Here is a 14,328-nt window from a genome sequence, read left to right on the forward strand (position 1 = left end):
GGTGAACCCTCAGAAGAAAGAACACGTACATTTTATTGGAATCGGCGGTTATGGTATGAGTGCCATCGCCCGAGTGCTGTTGGACATGGGTTTTAAAGTGACCGGCTCGGATGTGGCAGCCAACAAATTGACGGAGAGCTTGGCCAAACGGGGGGCTGTCATTCATCTGGGCCATGATGCCAAACTGATCGACGGTGCTGATCGGGTGGTGTACTCCTCAAGCATTCCCGCCGGAAACGTGGAACTGGAAGCGGCCAAACAATCCGGACTTCCTATTTACCATCGTTCGCAAATGCTGGCTGCGCTCTTAAATGACAAAAAAGGGGTGGCAGTCGCGGGCGCCCACGGCAAAACGACCACCTCATCCATGATTGCGCAAGTCATGGAAGAAGCGGGAGCCGATCCCACTTATATTATCGGCGGAGAAGTGGTCGGTCTCGGCAGCAATGCCAAAGCCGGAAAAAGCGATTATGTGGTGGCGGAGGCGGACGAGAGTGACGGCACTTTTCTGGAATATTATCCCCATATCGCCGTCGTTACCAATATTGAACCGGATCATCTGGAAAACTATGAAGGCAGCTTTGAAAACCTGAAACAGGCATATCGGCAGTTTCTCAGCCAGGTACAGCCGGAGGGTGTAGCGGTCTTGGGATGGGACGATGAGTATGTAAGGGAAATCGCTCAGGAATCGGATGCCCGCATCATCCGCTATGCGTTGGACCGGGAAGCGGATGTCCGCGCGCGCAATATCCGTCAACACCTGAGGCAAATTCACTTTACCGTGGAGTACAAAGGGGAAATCCTTGGAGAGGTCACGCTGAACATCCCGGGCCGCCACAACGTGGCCAATGCTTTGGCTACTATCGTGGTCTGCTTGGAGGCAGGGGTGCCTTTTAACAAAATTGCAGAAGGGTTGTCCCGTTTTCAGGGAGCCAAACGCCGTTTCCACGTGATCGGGGAAGTGGACGATATCCTGGTAGTGGATGATTATGCACATCATCCGACGGAAATCGAAGCCACGCTTAAGGGGTTGAAAGCCCTGAACCGGCGGATTGTGGCCGTATTCCAACCCCAGCGCTACTCTCGGACCCATCTGTTGATGGAGGAGTTCAGCCGGGCTTTTGCCGACGCGGACCTGGTCATCATCTCCAGCATTTACTCCCCGCCGGGGGAAGCGCCCATCGAAGGAGTCACCTCGGAACGACTGACGGAAATGGTTCGGGAAAACAGCAATCCGGAAGCGTTGTATCTGGAAACGAACGAAGATGTGGAGAAATACCTGTTGGAACATGCCCAACCCGGGGACCTGGTCCTGACGATGGGAGCCGGTGACATTTGGCGCGTGGCACACAACCTGGTGCCTGCCTTGGTGAAGCTGAAAACCCCGCAGAACTATCGGTGAAGAGAAAGTTGAACTCCGCCCCTCCTTGATGGAGGGGCTTTTTCCTTGGACAGACTCCAAGAGCTTTTTTGTTGACAGGGAACCACATCCCCCGTTATCATCAAGGATAAATTTAGCAAATGGAGGGGTGGGCATGGCTATTCGGGAGCTGACGGAAGCAGACCGGGAGACTGTCTTGGGTTTCCTGAAAAAGAATCCCGCACTCAATCTGTTTTTGATCGGGGATATTATCCATTATAGATTTGAGCAGGACTTTCAACAGGTGTGGGGGGACTTTGATGCCCGGGGGTCCTTGCGGTCCGTTTTGTTGCGCTATTATGACAGCTACATCCCCTATGCGGAAGGGACCTTTGATGTTGCCGGTTTGGCAGCCATCTTGGAACAAGAAACCGAGCTGGGTACCTTTTCCGGGATCGATTATGTGACGGAAGCGTTTCGTGGAAATGACCGCCTCCCCCTCCAATGGGATCACAACCGGCAGACCTATTTTGCGGAGTTGAAAGAATGGACAGCTCTTGATGTCGATGAGCTTCGCGAGATAGAGGGAAAACCCGTACAGTGGCATAAAATGAAGGTAGAGGATATTCCTGCTTTGGTTGAATTGATTGATCGCATCGAAGAGTTTGAACTTCATGCAATGGATTCTTTCCGTCACTCCTTGGAGACCGGCTCTACCCGAGGCTATTGGCTGGAACGGGAGGGGCGGGCGATTGCGATGGCCCGGACTGCGGCGGAAAACCCCTATTCGGCAATGATCATCGGGGTGGGCACTCACCCGGGTTTCCGGAAGAAGGGCCTGGCTACGCAGCTGATGATTCGCCTGTGCCGGGAGCTTCGCTCGAAAAGGAAATCCGTCTGCCTCTTCTATGACAATCCGAAAGCCGGAGCGATTTATAAGCGGCTGGGATTTCGGGATATCGGCCGCTGGAATATGATGAAGGCCAAGAAAAAGGGGGAGGTTTCCCACTTTTGAAGCGTAACGAGTAGCAAAATTTAGCCATATCGACAACCCCCCGTTTCCATAGGGAGCGGGGGATTTTTCTGTCGGGGCTTGATTCGAAAGAGTGTCCAACCTGTAGAATTCATCAAATAAGAAAGACACTTGCAGCCTCGATCGGCAATATTATATTCAAATGATGATTTGATTGTTGAAGTAGATATTTCCTTTGTGATATCCTACATGAAAACAAATATTTGAGTGAGAAGGGATCGGGATGTCAAAAAAAGAGTCTGCCTCTGCCGATGTTTGTGAAGTACAGTGTTTTGATGAAGAGAAGGTGAGGAGCGCCCGGGAGCATCTTCCTGAAGTGGGCGGTATGGCCCGGATGTTTAAAGCCCTCGGCGATGAAACGCGGCTGAAAATTGCGTTGGCCTTGCTGATGGAAAAAGAATTGTGTGTGTGCGACGTGGCCAATATATTGGACTCCACGGTTGCGACGGCTTCTCATCACCTGCGGCTTTTACGTAGCCTAGGTTTGGCCAAAAGTCGGAAAGACGGCAAAATGGTCTATTATTCACTGGACGATGAACATGTACGGCAAATGATCCAGATGGCGACGGAGCATTTGCAGGAAGACAAGATCCGGGACCGCTGAACCGAAGGAGCGGTCTTGTTGTTTTGGGAGACGTGAACCACACAGCCGGATTGGAAACGCGAATATACACATAGGAAGTGGAGTGGATGACTATTAAAGCGGCTGCCGTTCCACTATCGTTCTGAAAGTCCGTTTTGAAATAATCATATCAAGATAAATCAATGGAAGAAGGTAGTCAGCCTTGAAAATCCGATTAGGGGTATTGGGTGCGGAAGACACCGTAGGCATCATCCGGTCTATCGTCGATGAACATGCTGGGTTTCAATGCCTCCCCATTGTGTACTGGAAAGAGGAAGAGATCGTCGATCTCCTGAAGTCCCATGCCCAGGATGTGGACATATGGCTGTTTTCCGGACATGTTCCCTATTCGATCGCCAAAGAATGGGGTGGCGTTACCCAACCCATGTTCAAAGTCCCCTGGACCGGGTCTAGCCTATATCAAACATTATGGCAGATCTCCTATGAGAAAAAGATCCGAATGAACGAACTCAGCTTTGACGGGATTCCTCCCTCTGAGCTAGAACAGGTTTTCGATGAAGCGGGAATCAAAGACAAACCCCTTTTCGTCAAGCATTATCCAGGAAAAATTCATGAGGATGAATTGGTGGCCTATCACTATGAGCTTTGGAAAAAGGGGAAAACAAAGGGTGCGGTTACCTGTATGCTGCATGCCCAAATTCCGCTACAACAACTTGGCGTCCCCGTATACCGTGTCCTGCCTGCGAGAGCGGCTGTGGAATCGATCATCCACATGATTCTTCGAACATGGGAAATGCTGCGGTTCAAAGATGCCCAGATCGCGGTGTTGATGATGGAGATCGACACCCTTGCCGGTTTATCTGAGAACATGCTTTCCACCGATGAGTTTTACAATCTGGAAATCAAAACGACAGAAAAGTTGCTCCAATATGCAAAACGAGTGCAGGGATCTCTCAAACCCGCCGGTCCTGGACGATTCGTCATCTTCACGACCCGTGGCCAGCTCCGCGACATCACCCGGAATTTCTCAACAGTTCCGTACATAGAAGAAATCGATCCGCTCGGCAAGGAAGCAATCACCTGCGGGATCGGAATCGGGCGATCAGCTTATGAGGCTGAGATCCACGCGGGCAAAGCGATGCTACACGCCAAGAAACACGGAAAGGGAACCTGGATCGTCTTTTTTGACGACAAGAAGATCGCCGGCCCCTTGGGAAAGCCGGAGGGAATATCTTATTCCTATATTTCCGAGGAATTGCAGGAAGTCAGCCGACAGACGTCCCTCAGCGTCTCCACATTGAGTAAAGTGGAGTCCATTCTGAAAAAAATCGGCAGGACGGAAATCAATGCCTACGAACTAGCTCAACACATGGGGATCATAGCGAGAAGCGCCCGTAGAATTTTGACGCAGCTTGAAAGAAACGGGTTTGCCCAGGTGATCGGTGAGGAAAGTCCCCATCCCCGCGGACGTCCGCGAAAAATGTATCGCATCTTTTTGTGAAGGGATCCCTATGGATCCCTTTTTTTTATTTTCTAAATACTCTCCCTTGTAAAAAAGAAAAGGCTTATTTATAATAAGGTCATAACCGAAATTGAACCGATATTCGAATTATTGGGGGGAAGCGATATGCAAACAGACATAACGGCTGACTTAAACAAGTTGGTAGAAGAGGTGAAGGCAGAGGTCATTCAATGGAGACGACATCTTCACCAGCATCCGGAACTCTCGTATCAGGAAGAGAAAACGGCGCGATTTATTTTCGAAATACTCCAATCATTTGGAAATATGGAACTCTCCCGTCCGACCAAAACGAGCGTGATGGCCCGGTTGATCGGGAATCAGCCCGGCAAGGTGTTGGCCATTCGGGCGGATATTGATGCTCTGCCGATCCAGGAAGAGAACACCTTTGATTTCGCTTCCAAGACCCCTGGAGTGATGCACGCTTGTGGGCACGACGGGCATACGGCGATGCTGCTGGGAACGGCCAAGATCCTCTCTGGCCTGAAAGACCGGATCCAAGGGGAAGTACGTTTTTTGTTCCAACACGCAGAGGAGCTGTTTCCCGGAGGTGCCGAGGAGATGGTGCAAGCCGGCGTCATGGACGGGGTGGACCTGGTGATTGGAACCCATCTCTGGTCACCCCTGGAAACCGGAAAAATCGGCGTGGTTTACGGCCCTATGATGGCGGCTCCCGATGCGTTTTCAATCAAGGTGATCGGCAAAGGAGGGCATGCTGCATCTCCCCACGAGACGATTGATTCCATCGCGATCGGAGCGCAAGTGGTAACGAACTTGCAACATATCGTTTCCCGCAACACGGATCCGTTGGAAAGCCTCGTCCTCTCCATCACCAAATTCATTGCCGGTTCCGCTTTTAACGTCATTCCGGGCAGTGTCGAAATCGGGGGGACGGTTCGCAGCTTCAACCCCGAACTGCGTCAGTCGGTCCCGAATTTGATGGAACGGGTCATCAAGGGGATTACGGAAGCTCACGGCGCCTCCTACGAGTTTACCTATCAAAACGGATACCGTCCGGTTTTTAACGATGAAGAAGTGACCCGGGTCATCGAGGAAACCGTTCGTGAAGTGTTCGGAGACGACGCGTTGGACCGGACCAAGCCGAACATGGGCGGCGAAGATTTCTCGGCCTTTCAGCAAAAAGCTCCAGGTACCTTCTTTTTCACCGGGGCAGGCAATCCGAAAAAAGGCATTATCTATCCCCATCATCATCCCCGGTTCACCATCGATGAAGACGCCTTGCAAAACGGCGTAAAAATGTTTGTCCATGCCGCTTTTAAATTGTTAGCAAAATGATAGGGAGGTTCGATCATTGAAACGCATTTATCTTTTGGGGCTGCTCCCCTTTATCGGCATCTTGGGCGGAATCCCTTTTGCAAACCGTGTCACCCCTTACATACTGGGAATGCCCTTCATCCTTTTTTGGATCGTCATGTGGGTGGTTCTCACTTCGGGAATCATGGCCGTCGTGTATAAACTGGATCCTGCTAACAAAGAGGAGGAAGTGCAATGAACGTCGCACTTATCATCATTTTCGGCTTCCTAGTGCTTTCCCTTTACCTGGGTATTCGCGCCAAGAAAGGGAAAGACATGAACCTGGAACAATGGACCGTCGGGGGGCGCGGGTTTGGAGCCCTGTTTGTCTTTTTGTTGATGGCGGGTGAAATCTATACGACGTTCACCTTCCTCGGCGGCAGCGGATGGGCCTATGGCAAAGGGGGTCCTGCCTTCTATATCATTGCCTACGGCTGCCTGGCTCTCATCATGTCCTACTGGCTGCTCCCCTTGATTTGGAAGTATGCCAAGGAGCACAACTTGATGTCCCAATCGGATTTCTTTGTTAGTAAGTATAAGAGTCCCTATTTGGGTGTGCTTGTTTCTCTCGTTGGCGTGCTCGCCCTTATCCCGTACCTGGTCCTGCAACTGAAAGGGTTAGGCCTCATCGTATCCACCGCATCCTACGGTTCCATTTCCTCAACGTTGGCGATCTGGATTGGAGCCATTTCCGTTACCGCCTATGTCATGATCTCCGGCATTCACGGGTCCGCCTGGACGGCTGTCATCAAGGACATTATGATTCTTGTCGTGGTCGTCATTTTGGGTATGTATCTTCCCTTTCATTATTACGGCGGCATCCAGCCGATGTTTGAAGCGGTTGACGCGGCCAAGCCCGGTTTCCTAACCCTTCCCGAACAGGGGATGAGCGTCTCCTGGTTCATCTCCACCGTTCTTTTGACCGCTTTGGGTTTCTATATGTGGCCACAGAACTTCGGTGCCGTCTATTCGGCCAAAAATGAAAGAGTGTTTCGCAAAAACGCCATCGTTATGCCGCTGTACTCACTGATCCTGCTCTTCGTATTATTCGTCGGTTTTACAGCTGTTCTGCAAGTTTCCGGTCTAAAGGGACCAGCGGTGGATGAGTCGTTGCTACGCCTTTCCATCCAAACCTTTGATCCGTGGTTTGTGGGTGTGATTGGGGCAGCCGGCTTGTTGACAGCGATCGTTCCCGGTTCGATGATCCTGATGACAGCCGCCACCCTGATGGCGAAAAATGTCTATCAAGTGTTTGTACCGTCCGCATCCGACCGGCGGATTTCCAATCTTGCGAAAGTACTGGTACCCATTCTGGCAGTTGTATCGGTCTACTTTACCTTGCAGGGCGGCAATACCATCGTCACCCTGCTCCTGATGGGGTATAGCCTCGTGACCCAATTGTTTCCGTCCTTACTGTTGAGCTTGATGAAAAACAACTTTGTCACCAAGGAGGGAGCCTTTGCGGGCATCACTTCCGGGGTGTTGACCGTGGCTTATATTACGGTCACCGAAACGACGATCGGAACACTCTTTCCCGCGTTACCCCCAGCCGTGAAGGATCTAAACGTCGGAATTGTCGCCTTGTTCGTCAACATCACTGTCATGACCGTTACAAGCCTCGTTTCCCGTAGAACTTCAAAGGTCAAGGAGGAGCAACCAGCGGCATAACTCCTCACAGACGCGGCAGCCTCGGTGCAATAAGACCGGGGCTGCCATATCATGTAGCGATTTTGAAAGCCGTGTGTACGGGAAATCTCCGTAACACACGGAGTTGTGATCAGGGGGCGTATCCAGCAGGAGTTGGATGGTGAAATAGCCCGTTCATCCGTGTTGGGGCGAGAGCCCCTTTCTCCACTCGCTCCGTTGCGTCGCCACATCGGTCACCTATGCAGACTGCCCCAAACGGAGGTAACAGGGAGATCGATGGGATTTGGGGCCATCGGGGTGCTTATCATTCAGAGTTCGTCACAACGCTTCTATCGATCATCATTCTAAAAAGCGGCAGGTGATTGGAAGATGGTTAATCAGGAGAGGCTTTGGAAACGATTAATGGCTCTCAGCTCGATTGGAAAACAGGAGTCAGGTGGAGTAACCCGTCTTTCATTTACGGAGGAAGAGCGTGCGGCGAAAGATATGGTTGCTTCCTTTATGGAAGAAGCGGGTATGGCCGTATATGAAGATGCCGTAGGCAATTTAATCGGACGGAAAGAGGGGAAAAAACCTGAGGCTCCTGTTGTTTTGACCGGTTCCCATTTGGATTCCGTATATAACGGCGGGAACTTTGATGGTCCTCTGGGTGTTATTTCCGGTGTCGAAGCAGTTCAAAGAATGCAGGAACAGGGAATTGAAACCGAGCATTCCATCGAAGTAATCGCCTTTACCGATGAGGAAGGAGCGCGATTTAGTTTCGGCATGATCGGCAGTCGCGGTCTTACCGGAACGTTGACGGAAAAGGATCTGGAGAATAAAGACAAACAAGGGATTACTGTTGCCGAAGCCATGAAGAAGGCAGGATTGGATCCTCATGCCATCCAACGGGCGGCCCGCGCCAAGGGTTCGGTGAAAGCCTATGTGGAGTTGCATATCGAGCAAGGAAAAGTTCTCGAAAAACAAAATCTTCCCGTCGGTATCGTAACCGGTATCGCCGGCCCGCTGTGGATGAAGTTTGCGATTGAAGGAGAAGCCGGTCATGCCGGTTCCACCCCGATGACTATACGCCGTGATGCTCTGGCCGCCGCGGCCCAAATCATGCAGGTAATTGAAGCGGAAACTTCCAAAACGGGTTCTACCGTCGGCACGGTGGGACAGTTGCAGTTGTTCCCAGGGGGAATTAACATCATTCCCGGCAGGGTGGAATTTTCACTGGATCTGCGGGACATCAGTGAAACCCTTCGAGACCGAGTGGAGCGAAACATTTTACAACAAGCCCGCCAGTTATGTGAAGAGCGGGGAGTCACATTGCATCTAGAGACTTTGCAGCGTATTGCACCCGCCCCCTGTTCGGAGCTAGTCCAGAACGCGGCCAAAGAAGCTTGTCGAGAGCTCGGATTGGAGATCTTCACGCTTCCGAGCGGAGCTGGACATGACGGGATGCAACTAAAAGATATCTGTCCCATCGGGATGATTTTTGTACGTTCCAAGGATGGAATCAGCCATAATCCGGCGGAATGGAGTTCACCGGAGGATTGTGCGAACGGGGCGAATCTCCTTTTTTGTACACTATTAAATCTAGCCCATCGGGCCGAATAGTCAAAAGAAGCGTAGAAAAAGGGATGCCGACGCGAAAAATCGTCGGACTTGCGAGAGGGGTTAAGCCCCTCCCCACTGCAAAGTGGAAAACGAAGAGGGAAAGCGGAGCGCCCACGCCGCTACTGGCACCTTTGCCATCATCCACTCTTCTTATATCCATTCATGAAACAGCCGGTCCTTCACCAAGGGCCGGCTGTTGGTTTACTAAGGCTGCTCAGGTTCTTAAACCAATCGCATCCTGGTGGATCGGAGAGGATCCGTAGCAGGTAAGCCAAAATAGCCGAGAGTATGAGCGGGTTCTACCAGCGGAAATGGTATAAGCGCTTGTTCCGGCGGCTGACATGGTTTATCTGGCGCTTCATCCGGGACTTTCAAGAAAAATACACCTTTCGCTGTCTGGTACCGCTCGAAAAAGCCTTCCCTGTAAACTCGGACAAAAACACCGCAGCCCTATTGCACTTTTGTTGATTATGTGGGAGGAAAAGAGATTCGTCCTTTATTAGTAAGGCAAGGTAAACACCTATATCTCGAAAACGGACAGGTGTGGACGGGCAAAAGCCCGATCCGCTTAAAAGGGAAGTTCGGTGAAATTCCGACGCGGTCCCGCCACTGTATTTGGGAGCGACCTGCAAAATGCCACTGTTTTTCAGAACGGGAAGGTGCAGGGAGCAATGACCATCAGCACGGAGACCTGCCTGTTTGCACAAATTGACCCGTATTTCCACGCATCCGTTGGGGATGCATTTTTTATTTTATGGAGGCGATGGATAGAATCATGAACATTATATTTAGAAGAATTCCAATTCTAGCAGTTGCGCTATTGTTCGCAGGAATACTGGCACCCCCAGCAATGTGGCGGCGGAAGGAAAAGTAAACATCACCGCCGATCCGCCGCTTTCATCGATGGTTCCGGATCGGAAACCGGTTCATCTGTCCTTCCGTTTCACTGATGAAAAGGGAAAGGGGATCCAGCGGGCCAAGGTGAGGTACAGCCTGCAAAATCCGCCCGGGAACCCCCCTTTTTTCCACTGACTTTCCCCTTGTGGAAGGGACCAAGTTGCTGCAAGGGGAGACCCAAATCCAGAACGGAACCCTCCGGATAGCAGCGATATTACCCATCCGTGGTAATTACACGCTAAATGTCCACGTGGAACCCGTTCAGTCCGACAGCCGAGCTTTCAAGTCTTTTTCCGAAACCCACCGCCTTGAATTAAACGAGAATCCGGCCAAGGTACGCAACGGTTCCCTCATGTTTGTTGGATTGATTCTGTTGGGTGCCGTCGCAGGTTACTTTATCGGACGGGGCCGTCGAAGGGGGATTGTTCATTGATACGATCGTTGAAATACGGCATCGCTGTTTGCCTTTTGCCTCTATTGTTCCTCGGCTGGATCGGGATACCGTCGGGTGCGGATGCCCATGAACATGAAGAACATCCTACACTGTCCGCAAAAGATGTCACTACCGCCAACCGAGATGTCCAATTGAAGCTGAACATTCGTCCCAACTCTCCCCGCGTAGGCCAAATCACCAACCTTTCCGGGGAATTGCGGAATACCCGCTCCCAGAAAGCCTTGGGCCCCGCCATCGTCAAGATAAAGGTGATCCATACTGAGGATGGGCGCCCCATGTTGAATGTTTCCCAGCTCACTGATCAGGGAGTTTTTCGCTTGAAATACCATTTTTTCGATGGTGCTCCCCAAAAAGTCCATGTCACTGTGATGCCTTTGTCTAAAGGACCGAAAGCGTTCCAACCCTTGGAACACACCTTTACCCTGGGAGTCACTCCTGTTCAGCCTCCCAACTCCGTTATGGTTAAAACACTGACCTTTTTGCTATTCTTGGCTCTTGTGGGCTTCATCGCCGGTTTTTGGCTCGGAAAGAGACCAGGCACCGGCAAAGCGAAGGCGACCTAAGTCAATCATAAACTATTTTCTTTTAGGGGGTATCTATATGTCCGAATTTCAAACGGCCCATTCTTCCCGGACGGAAAATCAGACGGTGGGGAAAACCCTTCTTTCCAACGGATTCTTCCAGGGAAGTGCCTTCTTTTTGCTCCTGGGCATCCTTTTATACACATTTTTATTCTCGACTTATCCTCCAATTCACGACACCGTTCACGAATTACGCCATTCCCTGTGGATCATCCCCTGTCACTGAAAGACGGTGACAGGACTCCGTTCGGGTTCTTCTAAATAAGGACCCGGCATGTCCGGAACGATACGTTTTTTCGCATCAGAGGATGATAACGAATGTTGACACTCCGCTTGTATGAATGGATCGCTTATCGTTTTTACCGCAAAAAGCCGCTGGATTTACAATTGATCTGGGTCGGGCCTATCGAGGGACTTTTGTCCCGTGTTCAAGAAAGTAATCAAGTTATCAGCCGATATGCGGAACACAACTATTGGCTGTTTCGTTTTATCGCCGGGAGGAACATACAGGTCCTGGATCACTCAGCAAAACCTCGAGAAACGTTGTTTCTGCTTTTGTGCGACTCGGACCGAAAAGTGCGGGAAGGAGCAGCACAGGGGCTGTCAACGGTTCTCCAACGTAGTTTTTCCGAATGGGAAGAAACCGTGGAAGACTGGTTGACCAGGATGGACAAACGACTTTGTTTGTCTATCCTTCTTGCCCTTATCGATTTTTTCGGCAAAACGTCATTTTCCGATATCGATCGGGATCGGCGCACCCGCTTGGCAGGGTGGATCTGTCAACTGAACCGGGTAAAGTACCCTGCAGTGTCCACTCACATCAACAAGTTATTAACTCCCCTTCTCGCCGCTGAACATCCTTCTCTCCTGAAGGAGGCGGGAGGTTCGCATGCGGACGATTGGACCACCACCGATGACCTTTCGATTCCTGAGCGGTTGATCGACCAAGTAATCGGTCAGGAAGATGCAGTACGGTTAATTAAACGGGCTGCAAGGCAACGCCGGTCCGTCCTGCTTATCGGCGAACCGGGGACGGGAAAGAGCATGTTGGCCAAAGCGATGACAGAACTGCTGCCCTTTCAGGGGCTGGAGGATATCCTGGTCGTCCAAAACCCTCGCCGGCCGTACCAGCCCTGGATCCAAACCCTTCCGGCAGGAGAAGGGCAGGCAGTGATCCAACGGTCGGAGGAAAAGGAACGGAACCAGCGGCAAGGACTCACTTTTCTCTTTGTCCTCGCCGTGTTGACCATCATCAGCGTGAGCGCCTTTTTCGCAATCACCCGAAACCAGCTCTTCTATCTCTTAGGGGGACTTATAGCTCTCCTCATCCTCGGGTCCCTTCGCAAAACCTGGCTTCAGTCCTCCCACAGCTCCGCGAAACTGCTCGTGGACAACCGCGGTCGTAAACAGGTACCCTTTATAGACGCGACAGGTATGCAAGCCGGAGGGCTGTTGGGGGACGTGCGCCACGATCCTTACCAATCGGGGGGGAGCGAGACGCCGCCCCACGAGCTGATTGAAGCTGGTGCCATCCATCAAGCCCATCAAGGGGTTCTCTTTATTGACGAGGTCTCTACTTTAGGGATCGAATCCCAGCAAAACCTGTTAACCGCCTTTCAGGAAAAAGCATTCGCCATCACCGGTCGCAACCCCAACTCCAGCGGTACCATGATTCGTACCCGCCCCGTCGCCTGCGATTTCGTCCTAGTTCTGGCCGGTAACGACGAAGACGTGTACCGTATGCACCCGGCTTTGCGCTCTCGCATCCAGGGCTACGGCTACGAAATCTACATGCGAGACACTATGCCCGATACGCCGGAAAACCGCCGTAAAATCGCGCAGTTTATTGCCCAGGAAGTGCACCGGGACGGAAAAATCCCCCCGTTCGACCGGGAGGCCGTCGACGTCGTGATCGAGGAAGCCCGACGCCGGACCGAGGAAACCGACGCCCTAACGACCCGGTTTTGGAGCTGGGCGGGCTGATCCGAGCCGCTGGGGACATCGCCGTGGAGCGAGATGCCATGGGTTGCCCGGGAACACGTCACAGAGGCCCTGGAGGAGACGCTAACGATCGAAGAGCAGCACGCTGGATAACTGAAAGTTTCGAACGATACTACTATCAATCTGTATATCTATGGTTCCGGAACCCCCATTAGTTGAAAATACTGAAATAAACTTATAAAATCCACCAGATTAAAGGGGTCTCAAAGTTTGTCTGATAGACGCACCATCGTTCAGCAGGGCTGCAACGTTTCCCTCCAGTTTAGCCCCTTCACTAACTGCCTCAGTCGTACCCGTATAGTTCCATGGTACACCAATAGGATCACCAATTATCTGACTTTCAAAGCCGCCGTCTTTCACTATGTTTCTAGCCATGGATATTTCACCTCCATTGTTTTTAATTGCTAATAATATTATGCGTTAGGGGATCGTAAGGTGATAGATTCCGAGACCCGACGAACGGGGAACTCGTCAGGGGTACGGCAACGATTGTTACATTATCAACGCAACAAGCAAAAGCCCCTTGTGTTTTCCGGGTTCGGTAAAGCAAAAAACAGGAGATATCAAGGAAGTTCGGTTAGAAAACGCATAGAATCACCGCTTTACCGGAAATGCGGTGCTGCCTTTTGTGGTATGCTGGAATATAGGAAAGAGAAAGCCTTTACATAAAAGAATCTTAACCGAGAAAGGAGATCAAACATGGAGCGTAAAAACCGTTGGAAGAAGAGAGGCTGGTGGATGGCAGCGGTGGCGTCAGCGCTGTTGGCAACGGCTTGTACTCCTGTCCAGACCCCGACCACGACCCAGCCTGTGCAAGAAAAGCAACCGCCTTTGAACTGGAAGGTGCCCGACTTTACATATAAGGATCAAAACGGAAAGCCTTTCGGCCTATCGGATTTAAAAGGGAAAGTATGGATCGCCGACGTGGTCTTCACCCAATGTCCGGATGTCTGCCCGCCTATGACTTCCAACATGGTGCGGTTGCAGAAGAAAATGAAAGCGGAAGGGGTGGATGTACAGATTGTCTCCTTCAGTGTGGATCCCCGCCACGATACACCCGAAGTGCTGAAGGATTATGCCAAGCGTCACAACGCAGACCTTTCCAACTGGCGCTTTTTAACCGGATATGAGGACAAAGAGATTCAACATTTCGTACGAACCGGTTTTAAAAGCATCGTTGACCGCCGAGAGCCCAAATCCAAGGACGAACCGTTGATGATTAACCACCCCACTTCCTTTTTCCTGGTTGGACCTGACGGCAAAGTGGCGGAACGGTATGACGGGATTAAACCGGATACCCATGCTATTATTCAAAAGATAAAAGAGCTGAAATAGAA

The 14,328-nt window shown here is 51.3% G+C and carries 13 protein-coding genes and 1 riboswitch; all 13 genes read left to right on the top strand.

Annotation, left to right across the window (positions count from 1 at the left end):
• Position 1 precedes the first annotated feature (1 nt).
• The 13 genes from murC (at position 2) to IEW70_RS10030 (ending at position 14,326) form a co-directional block, all read left to right on the top strand.
• Entirely contained in the window at positions 2 to 1,402 is a 1,401-nt protein-coding gene (gene murC / locus IEW70_RS09970; RefSeq protein WP_373285952.1) for a UDP-N-acetylmuramate--L-alanine ligase, read from the top strand.
• Positions 1,403 to 1,535: 133 nt separating this feature from the next.
• A complete protein-coding gene (locus IEW70_RS09975) occupies positions 1,536 to 2,375 on the top strand; it encodes a GNAT family N-acetyltransferase (RefSeq protein WP_188647777.1) in 840 nt (279 codons plus the stop codon).
• A 241-nt stretch (positions 2,376 to 2,616) separates the two neighbouring features.
• Entirely contained in the window at positions 2,617 to 2,997 is a 381-nt protein-coding gene (locus tag IEW70_RS09980) for an ArsR/SmtB family transcription factor (RefSeq protein ID WP_188647778.1), read from the top strand.
• A gap of 181 nt (positions 2,998 to 3,178) precedes the next feature.
• Entirely contained in the window at positions 3,179 to 4,477 is a 1,299-nt protein-coding gene (locus IEW70_RS09985; RefSeq protein WP_188647779.1) for a helix-turn-helix domain-containing protein, read from the top strand.
• 126 nt (positions 4,478 to 4,603) lie between these two features.
• On the top strand, positions 4,604 to 5,791 hold the full coding sequence (locus tag IEW70_RS09990) for a M20 family metallopeptidase (protein WP_188647780.1): 1,188 nt from the start codon (positions 4,604 to 4,606) through the stop codon (positions 5,789 to 5,791).
• 16 nt (positions 5,792 to 5,807) lie between these two features.
• Entirely contained in the window at positions 5,808 to 6,008 is a 201-nt protein-coding gene (locus tag IEW70_RS09995; protein WP_188647781.1) for a DUF3311 domain-containing protein, read from the top strand.
• On the top strand, positions 6,005 to 7,477 hold the full coding sequence (locus IEW70_RS10000; RefSeq protein ID WP_188647782.1) for a sodium:solute symporter family protein: 1,473 nt from the start codon (positions 6,005 to 6,007) through the stop codon (positions 7,475 to 7,477). Before IEW70_RS09995 ends, IEW70_RS10000 begins: the two co-directional genes overlap by 4 nt.
• Positions 7,478 to 7,825: 348 nt before the next feature.
• The gene (locus IEW70_RS10005) at positions 7,826 to 9,058 is read left to right on the top strand and encodes a Zn-dependent hydrolase (protein ID WP_188647783.1); all 1,233 of its coding nucleotides are present in this window, start codon (positions 7,826 to 7,828) and stop codon (positions 9,056 to 9,058) included.
• A 522-nt stretch (positions 9,059 to 9,580) separates the two neighbouring features.
• A riboswitch (cobalamin riboswitch) is annotated at positions 9,581 to 9,771 on the top strand.
• 344 nt (positions 9,772 to 10,115) lie between these two features.
• Complete coding sequence (locus IEW70_RS10010) at positions 10,116 to 10,388, top strand: hypothetical protein (protein WP_188647784.1); 273 nt, start codon at positions 10,116 to 10,118, stop codon at positions 10,386 to 10,388.
• Entirely contained in the window at positions 10,385 to 10,972 is a 588-nt protein-coding gene (locus tag IEW70_RS10015; RefSeq protein WP_188647785.1) for a hypothetical protein, read from the top strand. Before IEW70_RS10010 ends, IEW70_RS10015 begins: the two co-directional genes overlap by 4 nt.
• A 37-nt stretch (positions 10,973 to 11,009) precedes the next feature.
• The gene (locus IEW70_RS10020) at positions 11,010 to 11,216 is read left to right on the top strand and encodes a CbtB domain-containing protein (protein WP_188647786.1); all 207 of its coding nucleotides are present in this window, start codon (positions 11,010 to 11,012) and stop codon (positions 11,214 to 11,216) included.
• A gap of 92 nt (positions 11,217 to 11,308) precedes the next feature.
• Entirely contained in the window at positions 11,309 to 12,973 is a 1,665-nt protein-coding gene (locus IEW70_RS10025; protein ID WP_188647787.1) for a sigma 54-interacting transcriptional regulator, read from the top strand.
• A 717-nt stretch (positions 12,974 to 13,690) separates the two neighbouring features.
• On the top strand, positions 13,691 to 14,326 hold the full coding sequence (locus tag IEW70_RS10030; RefSeq protein WP_188647788.1) for an SCO family protein: 636 nt from the start codon (positions 13,691 to 13,693) through the stop codon (positions 14,324 to 14,326).
• Positions 14,327 to 14,328: the final 2 nt, after the last annotated feature.

It is taken from the genome of Marinithermofilum abyssi (assembly GCF_014641195.1).
In the GTDB taxonomy this organism is placed as follows: domain Bacteria; phylum Bacillota; class Bacilli; order Thermoactinomycetales; family DSM-45169; genus Marinithermofilum; species Marinithermofilum abyssi.

Excerpts from the sequence above, each read along its gene's own strand:
- IEW70_RS09975 (WP_188647777.1), top strand. The coding sequence starts at position 1,536 with ATGGCTATTCGGGAGCTGACGGAAGCAGACCGGGAGACTGTCTTGGGT.
- IEW70_RS09980 (WP_188647778.1), top strand. The coding sequence starts at position 2,617 with ATGTCAAAAAAAGAGTCTGCCTCTGCCGATGTTTGTGAAGTACAGTGT.
- IEW70_RS09990 (WP_188647780.1), top strand. The coding sequence starts at position 4,604 with ATGCAAACAGACATAACGGCTGACTTAAACAAGTTGGTAGAAGAGGTG.
- IEW70_RS10000 (WP_188647782.1), top strand. The coding sequence starts at position 6,005 with ATGAACGTCGCACTTATCATCATTTTCGGCTTCCTAGTGCTTTCCCTT.
- IEW70_RS10005 (WP_188647783.1), top strand. The coding sequence starts at position 7,826 with ATGGTTAATCAGGAGAGGCTTTGGAAACGATTAATGGCTCTCAGCTCG.
- IEW70_RS10020 (WP_188647786.1), top strand. The coding sequence starts at position 11,010 with ATGTCCGAATTTCAAACGGCCCATTCTTCCCGGACGGAAAATCAGACG.
- IEW70_RS10025 (WP_188647787.1), top strand. The coding sequence starts at position 11,309 with ATGTTGACACTCCGCTTGTATGAATGGATCGCTTATCGTTTTTACCGC.
- IEW70_RS10030 (WP_188647788.1), top strand. The coding sequence starts at position 13,691 with ATGGAGCGTAAAAACCGTTGGAAGAAGAGAGGCTGGTGGATGGCAGCG.